This window comes from Paenibacillus sp. J31P190, from assembly GCF_059692075.1.
On the sequence record NZ_JCAUAS010000003.1, the window covers coordinates 503,808 to 523,076 of the forward strand.

General features: G+C 44.5%; 15 protein-coding genes. 1 reads left to right on the top strand and 14 read right to left on the bottom strand.

The window, feature by feature from the left end; translation table 11 throughout:
• Positions 1-26 precede the first annotated feature (26 nt).
• The 11 genes from AC58U0_RS09405 to AC58U0_RS09455 form a co-directional block, all read right to left on the bottom strand.
• Positions 27-1,925, bottom strand: a complete 1,899-nt coding sequence (locus AC58U0_RS09405) for an ATP-binding protein (RefSeq protein ID WP_497378749.1) — start codon at positions 1,923-1,925, stop codon at positions 27-29.
• Positions 1,926-2,096: 171 nt separating this feature from the next.
• Complete coding sequence (gene codA / locus AC58U0_RS09410; RefSeq protein WP_497378853.1) at positions 2,097-3,314, bottom strand: cytosine deaminase; 1,218 nt, start codon at positions 3,312-3,314, stop codon at positions 2,097-2,099.
• A gap of 59 nt (positions 3,315-3,373) precedes the next feature.
• The gene (locus tag AC58U0_RS09415) at positions 3,374-4,153 is read right to left on the bottom strand and encodes an ABC transporter permease (RefSeq protein WP_497378854.1); all 780 of its coding nucleotides are present in this window, start codon (positions 4,151-4,153) and stop codon (positions 3,374-3,376) included.
• 134 nt (positions 4,154-4,287) lie between these two features.
• Positions 4,288-5,625, bottom strand: coding sequence for an FAD-binding oxidoreductase (locus AC58U0_RS09420; protein WP_497378750.1), 1,338 nt, complete (start codon positions 5,623-5,625; stop codon positions 4,288-4,290).
• Between the two features lie 21 nt (positions 5,626-5,646).
• Positions 5,647-6,444, bottom strand: a complete 798-nt coding sequence (locus tag AC58U0_RS09425) for an ABC transporter ATP-binding protein (RefSeq protein WP_497378855.1) — start codon at positions 6,442-6,444, stop codon at positions 5,647-5,649.
• Between the two features lie 48 nt (positions 6,445-6,492).
• Entirely contained in the window at positions 6,493-7,314 is an 822-nt protein-coding gene (locus AC58U0_RS09430; protein ID WP_497378856.1) for a creatininase family protein, read from the bottom strand.
• A gap of 119 nt (positions 7,315-7,433) precedes the next feature.
• Positions 7,434-8,144 carry an NAD(P)H-dependent oxidoreductase gene (locus AC58U0_RS09435; RefSeq protein ID WP_497378751.1) on the bottom strand — a complete coding sequence of 237 codons (711 nt, stop codon included), beginning with the start codon at positions 8,142-8,144 and terminating at the stop codon, positions 7,434-7,436.
• A gap of 8 nt (positions 8,145-8,152) precedes the next feature.
• Positions 8,153-9,532 carry an amidohydrolase family protein gene (locus tag AC58U0_RS09440; protein ID WP_497378752.1) on the bottom strand — a complete coding sequence of 460 codons (1,380 nt, stop codon included), beginning with the start codon at positions 9,530-9,532 and terminating at the stop codon, positions 8,153-8,155.
• 37 nt (positions 9,533-9,569) lie between these two features.
• Positions 9,570-10,670 carry an ABC transporter substrate-binding protein gene (locus AC58U0_RS09445; RefSeq protein ID WP_497378753.1) on the bottom strand — a complete coding sequence of 367 codons (1,101 nt, stop codon included), beginning with the start codon at positions 10,668-10,670 and terminating at the stop codon, positions 9,570-9,572.
• A 201-nt stretch (positions 10,671-10,871) separates the two neighbouring features.
• Positions 10,872-11,867 (bottom strand): aromatic ring-hydroxylating dioxygenase subunit alpha, encoded by a 996-nt coding sequence (locus AC58U0_RS09450; RefSeq protein WP_497378754.1) that lies wholly within the window; start codon positions 11,865-11,867, stop codon positions 10,872-10,874.
• Between the two features lie 57 nt (positions 11,868-11,924).
• On the bottom strand, positions 11,925-13,310 hold the full coding sequence (locus tag AC58U0_RS09455; protein WP_497378755.1) for an amidohydrolase family protein: 1,386 nt from the start codon (positions 13,308-13,310) through the stop codon (positions 11,925-11,927).
• Between the two features lie 268 nt (positions 13,311-13,578).
• Between AC58U0_RS09455 and AC58U0_RS09460 the strand changes: the two genes are divergently transcribed.
• Complete coding sequence (locus AC58U0_RS09460) at positions 13,579-14,040, top strand: Lrp/AsnC family transcriptional regulator (RefSeq protein WP_497378756.1); 462 nt, start codon at positions 13,579-13,581, stop codon at positions 14,038-14,040.
• Between the two features lie 62 nt (positions 14,041-14,102).
• Here the strand turns inward: AC58U0_RS09460 and AC58U0_RS09465 are convergent, their stop codons facing one another.
• The 3 genes from AC58U0_RS09465 to AC58U0_RS09475 all read right to left on the bottom strand — a co-directional run bounded on the left by AC58U0_RS09465 (position 14,103) and on the right by AC58U0_RS09475 (position 19,224).
• A complete protein-coding gene (locus AC58U0_RS09465) occupies positions 14,103-15,059 on the bottom strand; it encodes a 3'-5' exoribonuclease YhaM family protein (RefSeq protein WP_497378757.1) in 957 nt (318 codons plus the stop codon).
• A gap of 187 nt (positions 15,060-15,246) precedes the next feature.
• On the bottom strand, positions 15,247-16,494 hold the full coding sequence (locus AC58U0_RS09470; protein ID WP_497378758.1) for an NAD(P)/FAD-dependent oxidoreductase: 1,248 nt from the start codon (positions 16,492-16,494) through the stop codon (positions 15,247-15,249).
• Positions 16,495-16,587: 93 nt separating this feature from the next.
• Positions 16,588-19,224, bottom strand: coding sequence for a winged helix-turn-helix domain-containing protein (locus AC58U0_RS09475; protein WP_497378759.1), 2,637 nt, complete (start codon positions 19,222-19,224; stop codon positions 16,588-16,590).
• Positions 19,225-19,269 lie beyond the last annotated feature (45 nt).

The window sequence follows — 19,269 nt, forward strand, 5'->3', positions numbered from 1 at the left end:
CGCTAATAACGCGCAGCACCTCTTCTTTATTTAACAGCTATGGATGGAAACCTGAGGACTACTTCAGTACCTATGTATTTTTGACTTTTATATTCAATATGCCCCTTCATAATTTCAATAATTCGAAAAGTAACCATGAGTCCTAGTCCGGTCCCTTTCGTTTTAGTAGAATAGTAAGGCACACCTAATTTGGTTAACTGCGCATGTTCAATTCCCTCTCCATTGTCTTTGATGTGAATGTAGACCTCTCCATCTTTCTCATATGCCCAGATATGAATCTGGCCATCAACCTGAAAGGCTTCGATACTATTTTTGATTATATTTATAAGCACTTGCTTCAATTTTGATGAGTTCCCTTGTATAAACAAATCATTAGGAACACTAACTGTAATCCGCCCACCATGTAATGTGGCCAATGGCACTATAATACCTTCAATTTGACTGACTTCCTTCGAAACATTTAAATCAACGAGTTCGTCCAGCTGTGGCTTTGCAAATGTCAGGAAATCCGTAATGATTAGCGAAGCCCGATCTAATTCTTCTATCGCAATTCCCATATATTCTTTGTTCTTATCATCTGTTCTAGCTGCAACAAGCTGTAAGAATCCTCTCGTTACTTGCAAAGGGTTTCTCACCTCATGAGCGACAGATGCTGCCAACGAGCTTATCATTTCCATCTTATCCGAGAGCTGAAGCTGATGGTTGTAAAATTCCAATTCCTTGGAATAATTGATCATATGTTCCTGGTTGATTGCAAAACGCCTACCCAATATAACAATAAGAGCAATAATAAATCCTACAACTCCCCATCTCCACAAGGAAAACTGGTAATTTTGGAATCTAGCAAAGTAGAATATTAGGTCTAATGTACTCATAAGAGCTAATAAGGCAAAACCGGATGAAAAAATAACAGCCTCCTTGTTCCCGCTTCGTACGAGTATAATAGCTAATCCAATAATTAAAATAAATTGAACAATCATAATAAGCCCCAAGACAGTAACTGAAGCAAAAAAATAAGCTTTGATAAATCTATAATTATTAAGTTGATTAACTAGCATAAAAGTGATTGAAAAAACCGAATACATCACTTGGAATTTTCTAAACCTACGAATCAGCTTAAATGTACCGTTATCAAATATAATTTCAAAATAATAAGTGAGTGCCGGCAAAAAAACGGCAAGTGATACATCAAATAGATCAAGATACAAATCGCCATAATTCGTAAAGTTAGCATACATGAAAGGAGAATACGTAATAATAGTAATTCCAAGAGTTAAAATAAGTAAACTAAGTGAAACCCAACTTGCAAGTTGAACTTTTTTCAGAAAGAAAGAACATATCAGCATAATGGCAGCAATGAAGAGAAAGGCACATCCTAGAATAATGTTCTGTAAATCCTGAAGTACAAATGATCGCGTCAAAGCTGCATAATGATCCAGCTTAATTTCTGAATGTATACCCAAACGATCCATCGATGTCTCTAGCTTTAAATAAACGGTTTCTCCACTGTCTTCACTACTAACAGGAAATAAAGTACTTTGTTGCTCATATGGAAAGTCATACTTAACTTCTCGAACTAATTGGTCGCCAATGTACACCCAAAGGTGCTGGGTATAAATCCCTTCAATGTATACACCGTAATCTTTAGGCAGGTTAGATGGAAGCTTAAGTCTAATCCATGCTGATGAAATTTCTTTCGGTTTCTCGGGAGACGCGTCGCCATTCCTGACTGTTATCCATTTATTTGTAGTTGAAGAAGTCGTAACATCATCAATTCCATCGGTTGAATCACTCCACAATATACTCCACACTGGAATCGGTTTCAAATCCTCTTGATCATCGGCATACGCATGGGAAGACATAAATCCACAACAAATAATCATAACCAACATCGTTTTCCAGAGTTCTCGAGATATCCATTTCATTTATTTTCCTCCCCCGAAGAAAACTGTAAGTAATTAACAATATAATAAATTCGACAGGTTTCTTTGCATTCCCTTTTTATTACATGGTAAACATTCGAAAAACAAAACATAAACAACCCCCTGCAAAATACCATCAGGGGGTACAGCTTATTGTATAAATTTTTGCATTTATTATGTAATGAATAATTGACTCTTTGCTGGCACAGTTTCAGCGACAATGCTGCCTTGGCTCACAACATAACGACAACCAGGCTGCTCACGAACAAGATCCATTGCATCATCACCAGGCAGCAAGATAAAGCTTGCGGGATGCCCAATCTCGAGCCCATATTCCTTGAGTTGCAAGGTTTTCGCTGCACGCGTCGTAATCATACGCACAAGCTCCGCCACTTCCTCGCGCCCCGTCATATGTGCTAAATGAGCAGCAATATGGGCTGCTTGCAGCATATTCCCTGTGCCCAGCGGATAGAAAGGGGTCTGAATATCGTCATGCGCGATGCTTACATTAACGCCAGCAGACCATAATTCCTTTATCCGAGTGATACCTCGGCCTTTGGGATAGCTGTCGTATCTCCCCTGCATAGCACTATTGATGAGCGGACAGCAAACGATATTCACACCCGAACGCACAAGTAATCCCTGCACCTTTTGGTAATATGCTTCACCATAATAAGCTGCAGCGTTCGCATGTGCAGCTGTTACTCGCTCGCGTAGTCCAAAACGAATCGCGAGATGGGCCACGCTTTCTAAGAACGTGGAGTGCGCATCGTCCATTTCATCGCAAAAAACATGGACGAAGCAGCCATACTTCTCTGCTAGATTGAAGCAAATTTCAAGCGATAATAGCCCTTCCTCACGCGTAGGCTCTAGATGCGGAATCGCCCCAATGCCATCTGCGCCAAGCTCCAAAGCCTGCTCCAGACGGCATTCATTATCCGGACAAGCGCGAATACCATCTTGAGGAAATGCGATAACCTGCAGGTTCATGTATGGTTTTACGCGCTCGCGCAAGGCAAGAAGCGCACGTAGAGCAGTCAAATTCGGGTCAGAGATATCTGCTTGGGTACGCACATGCAGGATGCCGGCAGCCATCTGCATCCGAAGCACCTTCTCTGCTCGTTCGGTGACATCTTCGTAGGTGAGCGTTTTTTTTCGCTTTTGCCATAATCCGATACCTTCGTATAGGGTCCCACTCTCATTCCATGATGGCTCCCCCGCCGTTAGGACGGTGTCCAAATGAATATGAGACTCCACAAACGGAGGGAGCACCAGGTGACCGATACCATCGATTTCACGTTCCCCATGCTCAGCTATACTTCCAAGTTTGGCGATTTTCCCGTTTTTTACACCGATATCTACAAGACCTCGGTCCTCCGAATATCCAAGCATTCGCACATTACGAAATACAATATCCAGCAGCTAACTCACCCTCTTTACCTTGGTGCCATTTAGTTATCCTTTTTCATCTCTGATTCATGCCAAGAACTAAGCAGCCATTTGGCGAAAGCGTTGACTAATAGAAAGAAAATAATGCCCAGTGCTGATGCTGAAAGTCCACAAGCGAATAAGTAAGGTGTTTTTAAACGAGCAGCGGCATATGTTATCGCATAACCAAGTCCGCCTTGTCCTCCGCCAATACCGGCAATGTATTCACCGACAATAGCCCCGACTACGGATAAAGTACATGAGATTTTCAAACCGGCTACGATATAAGGAAGGGCAGCTGGTATGCGCAGCCTCCACATCGTTTGAATTGCATTCGCATTGTATAAATAAAACAGGTTACTCATATTTTGATCCGTGGAATTTAAACCGATTAACGTATTCGAAAGCATGGGGAAGAATCCGATTAAGAATGTAATAATGACAATCGCATTCACACCCGCATCGAACCATATCACAATGAGAGGGGCAATGGCGACAATCGGAATGGTCTGTAAAATAATCACATAAGGATAAACACTCTTCTCAATCCATTTGGAGCTTGCTAATAGAATGGCACCTGTAATCCCTAATATAATACTGAGGAAAAATCCAAGCACAGCTTCCAGCGTTGTTGTCCTTACAGATACCCATAGTCCGTGTCTGTTTTCTACGGCTGCTGCTACGATATCGGAAGGCTTAGGTACGAGATAAACAGGCGCTTTCACTAAATAAGCAATAAGTTCCCAGCCTCCGATGAAAACAACAAAGGCAACTAAGGGCGGCAAAAGATTCTTAAGCAGCATCAGGAGTCGACGCCCTGGCGAGGCCCCGTCTTCCAATCGATTAGCCCAGGCCGCCCGTTCGCGGGCAGGGAATATTTCATCCGGCAGTATTTGCAGGTATTTAGAATCTACAGCCATTGTACGTCCCCCTTCATTTACATCTCATAAATGATTTTTCCTGGATTAAGCAGCCCTCGTGGATCATTTGCACGTTTCTTACGCTCCATGCTGCCAACTTCACCACGTCCGCCATGATCCAACACCCAGGTATGAGGATCAAATATTTTAACGCCGATAGATTCGCAATAGTGAATGATCTCGTATAAGCGTTCTTCGCTTTCAAAGCGAACAACTGGAAGCGAGTTAGGCGAAATTTCTCCACCACTGCGTACCCATTCAAAATGCAGGTAAACCTCTTCCCCATATTTGTCTTTAATCTTCTGAATTTGTTCCATATATCTATCCAGCTTAAATCCAGCTTGGAGATACGTCATGGAAGGGTCCGTTTTCATTGCCCATAGTGTCGTATGATTCCATGTGAAATCCGATACCCCGATCGTTTTCCGGTAACTTTTAGCCTCAATAAGATGACCGATGTGCCCGCCATAACCTTGGGCAAGAGCTTCAACTAACGGCAGTGAATCCTCAGCGAATTCAAGCATGACAGCGGCCATACCAGACTTAATCACTTTGGCAAACGGAACGAAATACGAGGGAATTGGCCACTCCATCGGAGCAATGAGTCGTTTCAGAATAGCTTCCTCTCTGGCAAGAGCCTCACCGAATCGCATCGATTGCTCGAAGGTGTCGAAATTGGCTATAGCCTGAGCCCACTCGGTTCGAGGAGAAAGCGGGATAGTCACCTCGGTTAAAATGCCGGTCGTTCCATAATTGTGAATATAATCAAATAAGTCACGGCCTTGGATAACCAAGCGCTGCGGAGATTCTTCCATCGTGTAAATGACGGCTTCCAGCACATTGCCATCCCAAAGGTTTCCGTGGGTAATCGAGCCGATTCCGCCGGAGCCACCGCTCACAAAGCCGCCCACCGTCGCTTTCACATAGGTGCTGGGGTAAATGCGAATTTCTTGTCCGACTTCGCGAGCCTTTTTATCAATGACACCTAGACGAACTCCACATTGTAAACGAGCAAACCCAGGTCCGATTTCAAGAATTTCATCCATTCGGCTTAAATCTAAGACAATACCGCCCTGCAGGGGGACCGCTTGACCATAGTTACCTGTACCAGCTCCACGAACCGTAACGGGAATGTTATGGCGGTAACCAAAGGCTAATACTTCCGCCACCTCGGCTTCATTGCGCGGGATGGCAACAGCATCGGCCGCTTTCATATCCTGCAATTGGCGATTAAGCACAGGGGAGTACCAGTAATAATCTTTAGAGAGTTTTTCTCTCGTTTCGCCATCGACAAACACGATTTCTCTAGCAAGCTGCTCCTGTATCTCTTTCTCCCAGCTAATATTCATGGCCATGAGCTTATTCACCCTTTCATATCAATGATCCAAAGCGGCAGATACTTCTCGAACTAAATCACTGAACTGTGTCGTTGTGCGGAAGCTTTCATCTCGAGGAAAAGGGACTGGGATATCAATCCGCGCCGATATTTTACCGGGACGCGGTGTCATCACAACAACACTTGTGGATAAGAAGACCGATTCGAATACGTTATGCGTGACGAATAGCACAGTCATGGATTTATCCTGCTGCCAAATATTGAGCAGCTCCATTTGCAAGGTTTGACGCGTAATTTCGTCTAAGGCGCCGAAGGGCTCATCCATGAGAAGCAGCTTTGGTCTCGAAATGAGCGCGCGCGCGATGGAGACACGCATCTTCATTCCTCCGGAGAGCTGTCTAGGCAGCACCTTCATATAGTCCTTCAAGCCGACTAGCTCCAATACGCGCTGGGCCTCTTCTTTCTGTGTCTTCTTATCTACACCGCGCAATTCAAGCGGCAACCTTACGTTAGCTTCTACCGTAGACCAAGGCAGCAGCGTATGATCTTGGAAAACAAAGGCGATATCACTTTGCTTTCGTGCTTCTTTCGGCGTCGTTCCGAATACATCTAACGTCCCTTTACTCGGCTTGGCAAGCCCTGTGATCATTTTGAAAATCGTTGATTTCCCACAACCAGACGGACCAACAAAACAAAGGAACTCCCCTTCTTGTATCGTTAGATTCACATCTTGCAAGGCAATTGTTCCATTTGGGTACGTCTTAGAGAGATTCTCCATACTTACGAATTTTGGACCGGATACTTGTGAGTTGGATGTATGGATCAGAGAAGAATTCATAGCCATTTTCTTCATCTCCTGTATATGTTTTTTGGGGCTAAACCTGATCTACTGATCCATTTTCAAAGACGTCATCTCAAAAGCTTGGAAGATGAGCAGCGCCTCAGCAATATATGCACCGTACCTTTCAGCCATCGCGTGGCCTTTCGTTATCGTTGCTTGCGTAGCATCGCCAGAAATGCCTGAATGGGATAAATCATCCATCACCCAAGCAAAAGCACGATTCCGAAGGCCCAAATATCGCGAATCCGGGTAATTCGGATATTCCGCAGGAGCAAGCTCCATATGAACCCAATCGGGCTTAGCAGACATCACTAAGGAAGTTTCCATATCACCCGCATGAATACCAGCCTGCTTCTCCAGCGGCGTTATCCATTCATCAGCCCCACCGAGTCCGCCGGGATCTAATCGAAATACAGCCAATCCCGTTTCAATACGAATTTCCCGGCCCATCATATTTAATAAATCCGTGTTACCCCCGTGCGTATTCACTAGTACTAATTTCTGAAATCCGCTTTTGCTCAGGCTTTTCGCTATATCCATCACGACAGCCATTAACGTAGTAGCAGATAACGTTATGGTCCCTGGATGGCCAAGGTGCTCTGTACTTTTCCCATACGGAATGGCCGGCAGCAGCCATATATTCGCATCATCGGGAAGCTGTTCGAAAGCCTCGGTCAAGAGCACTTCGGAAATTAATGTATCGGTAAACACTGGCATATGCGGGCCATGCTGCTCAATCGCGCCAACCGGCAGAACGATGAGAGCATCATCTTTGGGAACCTGAGCAACCTCGAGCTTACTTAAGCGGGGATAAAAGCAGCGATCCCACGCCTTACCTTGATAACGACTGAATGACAAGATGAGCACCTCCAAGTAAGTGGACATTATAGTACGCATAAGCTCTTATGAAAAAAGACCCAGACTCAAAGTGAAGAGCGGATCCTAAGCTTTCAAATTAGCGTCGTTCAAAATTAATAAAATTAAGCTTATCTTGCTTGGAATAGCTGTAAAGCAGCGGCTACATCAGCAACCCTCTCTCCTAATCGAGCGGCCATCAAAAGCTCTCTTGGATCCGGAGATAGCGAACTGTCTGGCCCCGCTAAAGTGGATGCCCCATAAGGCGAGCAACCAATCGCATCCGCGGTTAAATATTCGGGATTCTCCGAATATGGCAGTCCAACGAATATCATGCCAAAATGAAATAAGGGAACCATAGCGGTTAAAATAGCAGCTTCATGTCCCGTATGAATGGAAGCTGTACTATTAAAAATACCTGTCGGTTTTCCTTCCAAAGCACCTTCCATACAAAGCTCTCCAGCCATTTCAAGAAATAGCTTAACTTGGGCAGGCATCGTGCCATAATACGTAGGAAATCCCCATAGAATGCCATCCGCCCAACGCAAATCATCGTTCGTCGCAATAGGAATATCCTGCTGTAAGGCTTGCGTAGCTTCATATTTACTGTAACGATCTGTTAAGCGAAATTGCTTAGAAAGCGTCCTTGCCAACTGCTCATTTCCCGCTCTGGATCTTTCTTGATCTTGCTGAATAACACGATTTTGAACAGCAATCATTTCCGGAATACGAACGATCCTGACCTGATGCGCTCCGGATTGACTAGCTCCATCTGCAACAGCCTGCGCCATTTGAAATACGTGACCGAATGCGCTGTAATAGATGACCACCAGGTTAGCCATTAAGAACCTCACCCTTTCACGAATTGAGGTTTATGGAAGGATACACTCTCGCTTGCCTCTTGCCAATAATGAGCTAAGGTCTTATCCTGCCACTCCGCTTTATTTGAAGCCATTCGTACAAAGCTTCCTTGACTATAAACCCAACGGCGTTCAGGCAGCATGGTAAAGAGTTCTTCCGGTGTACTTCCGTCTATGATAATAAAATTCGCAATATTACCAGCCTTTACCTCATAGGAAGTTAGACCCAGCACCTTGGCGGGCACATCCGTGATCATTCGCAGCAGTGTGCGAAGATCATCCGGTCGCCCCATATGAGCGGCATAAGAGCCAATAAGAGCAATCTGTAACAAATCGCCTCTGCCAAAAGGGTGAAAGGGATCGTGAATATTATCAGAAGCCACCGCAATAGGAATGCCTGCTTCCCAGATTTCCTTCAAGCGAGTTACACCTCGTCTAACGGGGAATCCATCATGTCTTCCTTGCAAATACAAATTGACTGCCGGTAATGAGACTGCTTTGAGGCTCGCGTCTGCCATACGGTCAATGATGCCGTGAGCATCCTGATCCGTCATCGAAGCTAATGCACATAAATGATCGACGGTAACTCTTCCTGAATAACCCTCTGATTTCGTTCGCAAAGCGATATGATCGATGGTGCGCATCGCTGGATTGTCTGTTTCATCACAATGCAAATCAATCGGCACATCATATTTCTCTGCTAATTTGAATATATAATCGATATCTTCCTTAGGGGTTAATGACAAATGCGGTGCTCCGCCAATCCCATCGACGCCCATCTTTAGCGCTTCCTCCACGGCATCAACATCTAATGACATGAAATTGTAGGGACACATCGGAAACAACTGCAAGCTGATATAAGGCGATAATGCTTCTTTGGCTTCCAAAGCAGCCTCAATTGTGCGTAAGGCTACCTCTCGTGAGGCTCTCAAATTAAAATCAAGATGTGTACGAATGTGTGTTGTACCAAAAGATAAAGCTTGCAAAGCCGAACGCATGATTCTTGATTTAATCTCATTTTTGGTAAAAGACGGTGATGCACTTGAATAATTGCGTACGGCTTCTTCTAACGTCCCGCTCCGGTTCTCAACTGAAGTTAGCGAGAAAGATTTGTCTAAATGCATATGAGCATCTACGAAGCCTGGCAATAATATTTTTCCTTCAAGGTCAATGAACGAGACGCCCGATTCACCTGTTCCAAGCTGCGGTTTCCATTGTTCCAATGACATTGCACCAGAATGGGCAGCATTAGCTTCTTGCTTCTGAATCTGAGTCCAGAGGCCTTCACGAATCGAGAGACGAAACAAATGCCCCTCATCCTTCATTGGCAATCGAACGTTCACTAAATCCATATTCATACTAGAAGCCAATGCCGCCACCCCCTGATTATTCCTTATCCTTTATCCCTTACTTTTTAGGTAAAAATTGCGTTGTGAACACTTTGTCGATGCTCTCTGCTGTTTTCAAAACACCTACATCAACAAGCTGCTTCTGAACTTCTGCCCAGCGCTCTTTGGTCATTACTCCTGTGCCCTTGGTTCCTGCATCTCCACCGAATACAAAGTCCATCTCTTTAGCAGCGCTATATTTCATCATATCTAAGCCCATATCTGGATTCTTCAGTTGGATGGAAGGATTAATCTCATCGGAATGATCCTTGTAATAATCCCAGCCTTTAACTGTAGCTTCAACGAAAGCTTTCACTTGGTCAGGGTGTTCAGCAATCATTTTCTCCGTAGTGAAGTATACGCCAGCATAAATGCTATAACCGGAATCGGCAACCAAGAGTGTGCCGTGCTCTACCTTTTGCTGAGAAAGAGTGAACGGTTCAGAAGTTACATACCCTTGCGTAAGAGCTTTTGGATCACTGACAAAGTTAACTAGTTGACCTGTGTATTTCATTTCTTGGGCACTGTCTAATTTGTATTTCTTCTTAATAAATTGCCAGAAACTGGCCGTTGAAGCCACATATACCTTATGTCCGTTTAAATCACCAAAATCTTTAATCGCAGCATCTTCTTTATGATAAAACAACGCTTGCGGACTTTTTTGCATGGAGGTCGCGATGGCTACAATCGGAATGCCCTCTTGTCTGGCTACTAGGATATCATCGCCATTGGCCATACCGAATTGCGCTTTGCCTGAAGCGACGATTTGTGTAGAAGAAACCTGGGGACCACCCGGCATAAGCGTCATATCAAATCCTGCGTCTTTGTAGAATCCTTTGGCCAAGGCCGCAAAGTTCCCGCCATGTTCTGGTTCGGCGAACCAGTTTAAAACAACAGTTGCAGGAATGACTGCCTTGGCAGCTGCAGTTGCAGCCGGTGAAGCTGCTGGAGCAGTAGAAGCCGTCGCTTGCGCCAATGGTGCTGTAGATGGCGCTGACGTTGAAACCGAGGAGCCCGCGTTACCGCATGCGGCGAGCATACTTGAGATCATAACTAAGCTAATGGACAAAACAACTGGGCGTTTCGCTGCAAGCGGATTAGTAAGATTAAATGGTTTCATATTAAACTTCCCCTCCATATTTGGTTTTCTCTACAAAAGTACTTATTAATCTTTAGTCAAATATAGAGTTGAAGGCCAGTTCAAGTCAACGAATAGACTAACGTTTTGTATTTTAACACAACAAAAGTACGTGTTTTTATTACTTTTACAAGATTCATTTCAATAAAACACATTAATATTACATAAAAGACGAACATTCTCTTATATCGTACCAACCACCACACCTAATTCTTTCAACCAACGGCGATACGCAATGGAGAAACGATCTACCTTATGGTTGAGTTCCACCTGTAGATCCAACGGTAGTAACTCCGGTTTCTGAGTCTCGATTACCCTTGCATCTTGTTCAAACACGATATCCTGGAAGCGAATAAAATTCGCATCATCTACGTCATAGGCATAATTCCGCGATACCATCATGAAAACAACACATTCTTCTGCGGCTACAGGCAATACCGTCAACATAATCCACAAGGTTTGGCCATTGCTTGGATCAGCCTTGGATAATCGAGCGGATAGAGGCCGATAAACTTCCTTCATGTAGACGTAAGTCGTACCTTCACTCTTATCCGAGCCAGAATGGGCAACGGGTTGAAAGATCGGAATATTTTCGATATAAATGCGTTCCTTCTCCTTGATAACCTGAAAGTCAGGCAGCTCCGCATAGTCGGGGTGTCCGAGCAGATTCTGATGAACGAACATCAAATGTGCGAAGTCTGTAAAATTCTCAATCACTCTCGTTCCAGCTGCTTCAACTTTGTATGGGCCGCAAGGTAATGGACGAAACTCCGGATTAGCAAACTCTTCGAAATGAGGCAAAGGTGCCACGGGTTCACCTATACATACCCAGATAAAGCCGTACTTCTCTTCACAGGCATAGGTTTGAGCTTTAGCTCTTAGAGGAATCTTCTCTCCCTTAGGCTGAGCTGGAATACAGACACATTGCCCAGATGAATCATACTGCCAGCCATGGTATGGACAGACTAGGACATCATCTTGTACCCACCCTTTGGAGAGCATGGCTCCACGGTGAACGCATAGATCTTGCAGGGCATGAACCCCTTTGCTAGAGCGGTAAATGGCTACTCTTTCGCCCAAAATAATGACACCTACAGGTTGGTCCTTCAGTTCAGACGCGAGATACACAGCGTGCCAATCATTTTCAAGTACAGGATCATGTAGACGTTGTAAAGCCATTGAAACCATCCTCCTTTGGGTTTGTAAAAATTTGTTTAGCGCAAGCTTTAAGATGAATTACTCTATATTTGAAAAAATAGGATACTGACCAGACAACTTACTGCGTAGAAGATCAACCCTTGCTTGTGCTCTCTCTAGAACTTCCTGCTCATCGATCCACGTGCTTTTTCCCTTCTCTACGACAACCTGACCGCCAACAATAACGAGATCGACATCATTGCCGTTCGCGTTATAAACCAGTGCTGAGGAAGCGCGATGTACCGGACTAATATGCGCTTTTAGCATATCTATGGTTACTACATCTGCCTTCTTGCCTGGCTCAAGACTGCCCAAATCAGCACTCCTACCAACGGCCTTGGCACCATTCACTGTAGCCATACGCAGCACATCCATCGGAGGCAATAAGGTAGCATCCAGCTCATTCACCTTATGCAAGCATGCCGTGAACTTCAGCACTTCTAAGTTATCTTGGCAATTATTGCTGCCAGAACCATCCGTACCTAGGGCGACGTTAATGCCCATACGCAGCATTTCAGGTACTCTGGCAACACCAGAAGCTAAGTACATATTAGATACTGGACAATGGATGACGGAAGCTTGCTTTGCACGAATCATTTCTAGTTCTCCATCATCAAGCCACACACCGTGAACAACTTGAGTTTGCTCGCCGAGCAGTCCAACTTCATTCAGTAATTCCAAATTGCGAAGCCCATAGCGGGCCATCGTCGTGTCGATCTGTTCACTCGTTTCAGCGACATGTACGTGAGAAATCAGCTTGCGATCCCGGCTAAAGACAGCCGCCCGCTCAAGATACCCTCGGGAACATCCATATAAATTTAGCGGCCCCAATGCAATTCGAATCCTGCCGGAAGCAGCGCCATCCCATTCATCGAGCAATCGATCTGTACTGTCAAATATCTGTTCCTCTGTCTCCCTTAATCGGACTTCTCCGGCCAAATCCGAACCGCCTCTGGCCAAATGTCCGCGAATCCCCGAATCCACCATCGCTTGCAGTACACTTGCATCATTCTCTGGATACGTGTGGATATAATGGTGATCCATCATATATGTCGCACCAGATTTTAAATTTTCGATGCACCCGATTAAAGCAGCTAAGTAAAAATCTTCAGGCTCCATCGCCAGACTCATCGGCCAAATAATCTCCTTGAGCCACTGTGCGAGCGGTGAGTGATCCGACACCCCTCTCATGAACGTTTGAAACAAATGGGTGTGGCCATTGATGATCCCAGGAATGACAACTTTACCCGAAACATTGTACGTATTCGAAGATTGTGAAATTAAATGGTCTAAGCTCCCGTCTGACCTCCATTCCCCCACTTCACGGATCACATCGTGTTCCATATATACATAGCCAGGTTTGAAAATCTGATTGGAAGCATTCATGGTCAACACCGTACCGTTGTAAATTAATTTGTTTGACATTTTACCACCCCCTTAAATGTTATGTAACCTTACATTTAATTGATTATTTTATTTATGTGTTATGTTAATTAACATCATTATATGAATGAAGCTTTTTATCGTCAACTCCATTTGTAAATGAAATAAATACATATGGTTACGTTTTTAACATAATTCCAGAAATTTCGATTAACATAATTTGATTTCGAACGGAAAATTCGTTCTTTTCGTGAGAATACTATGATAATATTTACATCTGTATATATTTTACGAAAAAGGAGTCTTGTCTATGTTGGAGCTTCCTCACCTTGATCAAGTGGATCAAGAAATTATCAAATTACTACATGAGAATGGCCGGATATCCTATGCAAAAATCGGGGAAATACTCAATCTCTCACGTGTTGCGATTCAAAAACGAGTTGAAAACCTCATCGAAAAGGAAGTCATCGAAAACTTTACCATTCGGTTAAACGCAACGAAATTAGGTAAAGCCGTCAGCGCTTTTTTCGAAGTCGAAGTGGAGCCGCGGTTTGCCGAGGAAGTAGGTAATCTGCTCTCCGCTGACGCCAACGTTATCAGTATTTACCAAATGACAGGGAGCAGCTCTCTGCATATGCATGCTTTGCTCAAAGACGATGCTGCGCTCGAAGACTTCCTCTACCAAAATATCTACAAATTGAAAGGCGTCGTACGCGTTAACACGCAGGTCGTCATTAAACGATTTAAACAAGGGACAGGATTGGAACTGTGAGAAAAGACAAAAAAACTGCGCGAGCACCGGAGCTCACGCAGTTTTCGTTATTTTGAGATAGATTATAAGTTCAAACGATACATCGCCTTATTTTCAAGTCCGCGGATCATTGGTGTCCATGCTTCTGTCTCTGGCGTTGTTAGTAAGGTATCCTCCACCATCTGCAGCTTCGCATCCATCGAATCAATGTAATGCAAGGCAACAGCTTCTGGAATTTGAGGCAGTACCGGACTCCCCCATTCAGGCAAGTTGTGGTGGGACAGTACAATATGCTGCAGGCCAATGACAACATCGGATTGGAGATCAATCTCATGATGCAAGGCAGCTTCCGTAATCCAGTTCGACGCCATCGAGATGTGTCCGAGCAGCTTTCCTTGCACACTGTAATCCGAAACAATTCCTAGCTGCGCGATCATCTCTTCGGGTTTGGCGATATCATGCAAAATGATGCCCGCTTTAATTAAATCAGGATTGAGAAATGGCCGCTGTTTGCAAATAAATTCACCAATTTCCAGCATCCGCACAATATGATAAGCAAGGCCGCCGAAATAGGCATGATGATGAGTCTTAGCGGCTGGGGAATGATTTAATTTCTCCTCCACTTTGCTCACACAAAACGTAACAATCGACTTGATGGTCGGATTTGTAATACTTTCTAAAACTTGATTGATCGTATGAATAAGATCGATCGGACTAATCGGTGCTGAACGGATGAAATCCGTAATATGTACGCCATCCTCTGGCAGCGCCTTGCGTAATCTACCGATTTTCACCTGTAATTTATCGCGATAGGTTTGAACTAAGCCTTGAACTTTGACCAACGTCATCGGGAAAAATGTTTCTTTATCGGTCGCGCTAACATCCCATAGTTTTGCAGAGATCTGCCCACTAGCATCGCATAACACAATGTCCATGAAATCTTTGGCAGGTGTGGTATTCGTTTGTTTAACTTCTAATTCTTTAATGAGGTAGTAACCTACAAACTCTTCTGGTGCTTGCAATTGCTTAATTAACGTCATTTTAGTTCCTCCATATGTCATTAGGAACATTATACTACGAATAGGATCGAATTAATGAATAGAAAATGATAGAAATTTGAGGAGACGTTATGTCGGTCAACATCCATTCGTAAAATCATAAATGAGCCAACCAATTTCGATGATGAAATCGGTTGGCCCATACTATTGCAGTCGGGACTACCGCTGCTCATTCTTCAACGCTTCTGCCTTCCTGCAGCAAACTCATCAATGTCCGCTCTAATGCTTCTGGTTCATTAGCGTAGTTGTAAATGCCAAGAAAAGCTTGAGCCGCATCGGGATTGCTGCCGATTAATCGATTCACGACCGTTTGCTCCATGGTATCTGGTATGTTCTTCGTCATTTGGCACGCCATGTGATAATGGGACATCATTTTCGACTCCATGGCGGCCTGGTACTTATCAGCCATAGGCTCCCAGTTTGTTTCCCAGTCGCCCGTATAGGATAAAATAGCAGTCAATAAGCGCGCACCGTAGATCGCATCATGCATACCTTGCCCAACCGCGGGATCCTTAAAAGAAACAGCATCTCCGACAAGTGCCCATCCCTTGCCCATGCCTCGAAACCAATCGTTATCGTAGCCCAGCAGCCCTTTAATCGGTTCTACTAAGGAAGATTCTCGGAGACGTTCAGGGAAAGCTGTGTTGGAGAAGCCGACATCGACTAGCTCGCGGAATCCAGCTTCCGGGTTACTTTTAAATTTCTCAATCCATTCCTTTTTCTCCAAGGGAAACATGAGCCCTACAACAAACAAATCGTCGCTCGTAGGAAAAATGATGGCCAGGTTATCTTTCATTTTATTAAATTCCACACAGCGCTCGCCTTCTTGGCGATAATTAGAGAAGTACCCCACATACGATGCAAAATCAGTAGGGACAGCCATTTTCCGCTCGCTTTTCACTAAATCGCGCAGTGTAGAATGACGTCCATCGGCTCCGACCACTAGCTTAGCAGTAAATTCCTCTCTTTTACCATCGCGGCTCAACCCTACGATCCCGTTCACCACATCATTATGCATGAGAACATCCGTGACGCGGAAGCCTTCCATGGCGGTCACCTGCCTTTGAGCAGCTGCATGGTCGAACAAGATTCGGTCTAGATACTTACGTCGAATACATAAACAGTGAGTCTCACCATTTACTTCGGGATAAATCCCATCGATGACCACGTCATCCATTTGAACGAATGCCCGCTTGTACATCGGCGTACCGGTTTGAAGCAGCTGCTCCAATACCCCCATCTCTCGGAGCATGGCTACCGAATTGTTGAAAAAGTTATGCGTAGATAGGATATCGCTTGGAAACGAACTGCGATCCACGAGCAGCACCTTATATCCAGCTTTCGACAGCTCATAAGCGAGCGATGAACCGGCAACCCGCGCTCCGACTATGATAACATCGTAGTCTTTCATTGACATTTTTCCTCTCCTCACTTTCTGACTGCTATCAGCTTATCAGAAGGGAAAGACGAAGCCATCCAACGAACGATATATACGATGGTTATATCTTTTTCAAAGTGATCGATACTGATTTGCTTTCTGTATAGCTTGGATTCTCCCGTTAACTTGCAGCTTACTGTAAATCCGGTGCAAGTGAAGCTTCACCGTACCTTCAGCCAGCACTAATTTTTCTGCAATGGCTTTGTTGGACAATCCACTCGCAATGAGCTGCAGTACTTCTTGTTCCCGAACAGTCAACATATGCACCGAGGATTCCTTGTAATTGTTATTTCGTTCTATGTTCGGTTTGTCTAAGAAAAGGGATAAAACAACTTGAAGATAGTGAAGGGAAACCCTTTCCGTTTGTAATTCCGCCATGTACTTGTTCTTCCGTACATCCGCATATTGGCGGAGCAGCGGCTCCAGTTCCGCATTCGCAAAAATACGAAGGTAACCCTCCCTCTCACCTAGGAGAAGAGCTTGATGCAGGTGAAGCAAACAGGAGTGGGGGTTGTTCATTTTATTGTGTATACGCGAGAGGAATAACAGAACTTCAAGCTCCGTCATGATTCTTCCAGATGTCCTGGCTTTTTTTAAGAGTGGTTCGCACCAAGAGAATGCTTGATGGACGTTTTCCTTTGCCATTAAAACCCTTATAAATGTCAGAAGCTCGAAATCCTGATCGCCAATGATCTCACTTTGCCTGCTCCATGGGGATATTTCCATCCAATGATCTACAGCTCCCATATCTCCTATCTCTAATTGACAACTAATCAGATAAGCGTTCAACAAACCGTGCCAATGCGAGCTATGATGATGGGTAAGCTTTAGATGTTCCATCGCTTCGTAAATGATGACAATCGCTTCTTCTTTAGCATCTCTCTCCCAAAGAATTCTTGACCGGATGATCTCAGCAGGCACATATGCCCCGATTACATGGCTCCTTTTAGCAATCCGAATGGCATCCTCAGCCAAGCGTAATGACTCCGTTAATTGGTTTCGTTCATAACTGATCTCGCTCATGGCTGCTCGCTGATAAGCCGTAAACGGATATTGGTGGAACTCATGCTTATTAATAAAGGAATCATATAACCGGTGATAACGTTCTGCTTGTTTGATTCGTCCGCTAAAGCCGTAGTAACTGCGGATAAATGGAATTGCTCCGTCATTCAGCTCCATGCCCAAGCCGAATAGCATAGGCAGACCTTCGATATCTGGGAGATTGTCATCTTCATGCATAGCCTGCAATAGGGAGTAACATAGCTTGTAATTACCGAGTAACATCGACTGAAAGTTTTTCGCGACCTTCATATCTTCCCGTATTCCAATATAAAGTGATGTTTCTACGCTATTAGGTGAATCCAGCGCCTTTTGCAAGGTTTCAATATGCTCATCCATTAGCTCTTTGCGCCCCATTAATAGTTCTGTCCATACTTGAATGATCAGCAAAGCGGGACGCTCTCTGATAGCAGCAGGCAACTGCAGCAACCAGCGGTACAGCGTAGTCAATTCCCTTCTTTTCAACAGCTCTGTCGCGACGCTTAGGATGAGGGTGCATGCTTGATCAAACGCTTCCGCAGCCAGAGCATGTTCAATCGCTTCCCCCATAAAACCATGCCTTTCAAACCAGTCACTGGCCATTTTGTGCAAAGAGATCATTTCACCCTTATTTTCTAACTTGCTGCGCAAGAAATCGGCAAATAAGTGATGATATCGGTACCAATTGCCTTCTGCGTCCAACGGAATCACGAACAAGTTAGCTTTCTCCATCTCTTGCAGCTGTTCCTTATCGATCGGCTGACCCGTCAACTCGGCGCAAAGCTTGGCATTCATCCTTTCCAAAATCGAAGTTTTCAATAGAAAAGCACGAATCGACTCTGGTAAATGAATAAAAACTTCTTCCATTAAATAGTCGACAACGTAGCGATTGTTCCCCTTAAATTGGTGCAGTGCATCTTGTTGACCCGACAAATGGGATAATACGGCCAGTTGTAATCCAGCAACCCAGCCTTCTGTCCGGTCGGATAACAGCTTAAGTGATCGCTCGTTAGGCAAAACGCCTGTTTGACGAAGCCAAAAAGTCGATATTTCCCGTTGCGAAAATCTCAAATCTGTTGGGCCGATTTCGTTGAGTTGACCTTTGACGCGAAGTAGGCCAACAGCAATTGGAGGTTGCTTGCGACTAAGTATACATAGGTGTACTTGTGGCGGCATACGATCAACAAAAAAAGCAACCAGGCGATGAATCTCATCGGATTCAATCAAATGGTAATCATCCAATACCAGCAGGATGGAATCCGGGATCTCAAACAAATCGTTCATCAGCCATGAAATCATCTGTTCGGATGAGAAAGATATCGTCTGCAGTAAAGAAAGAGATTTATGGCCAACACTGGGATAAAGCCGATTCATTGCCGCAATCACATAAGTCCAAAACCTAAGCACGTCATTCTCGCCTTGATCTAAAGAGACCCATGCTACGGGTAACTGCTGGTTTAGTGACCAATGGCTTACCATCGTCGTCTTACCAAATCCCGGAGGGGAAGTGACCAGAGTCACTTTGCAATTCAACGCCTTAGACATCTTCTCCATCAAATGTTCTCTGGCCACATAATACGATGGCTGCTGCGGAATATACAATTTCGTGGTCAGTAAGGGATAATCGTTGAAAAGCGATTTACTGAAGTCAGAATTTGCTTTCTGATCCATCAAACCCGGTCCTCCTTGTTTTGGGGCACTCCCACCACCCATACA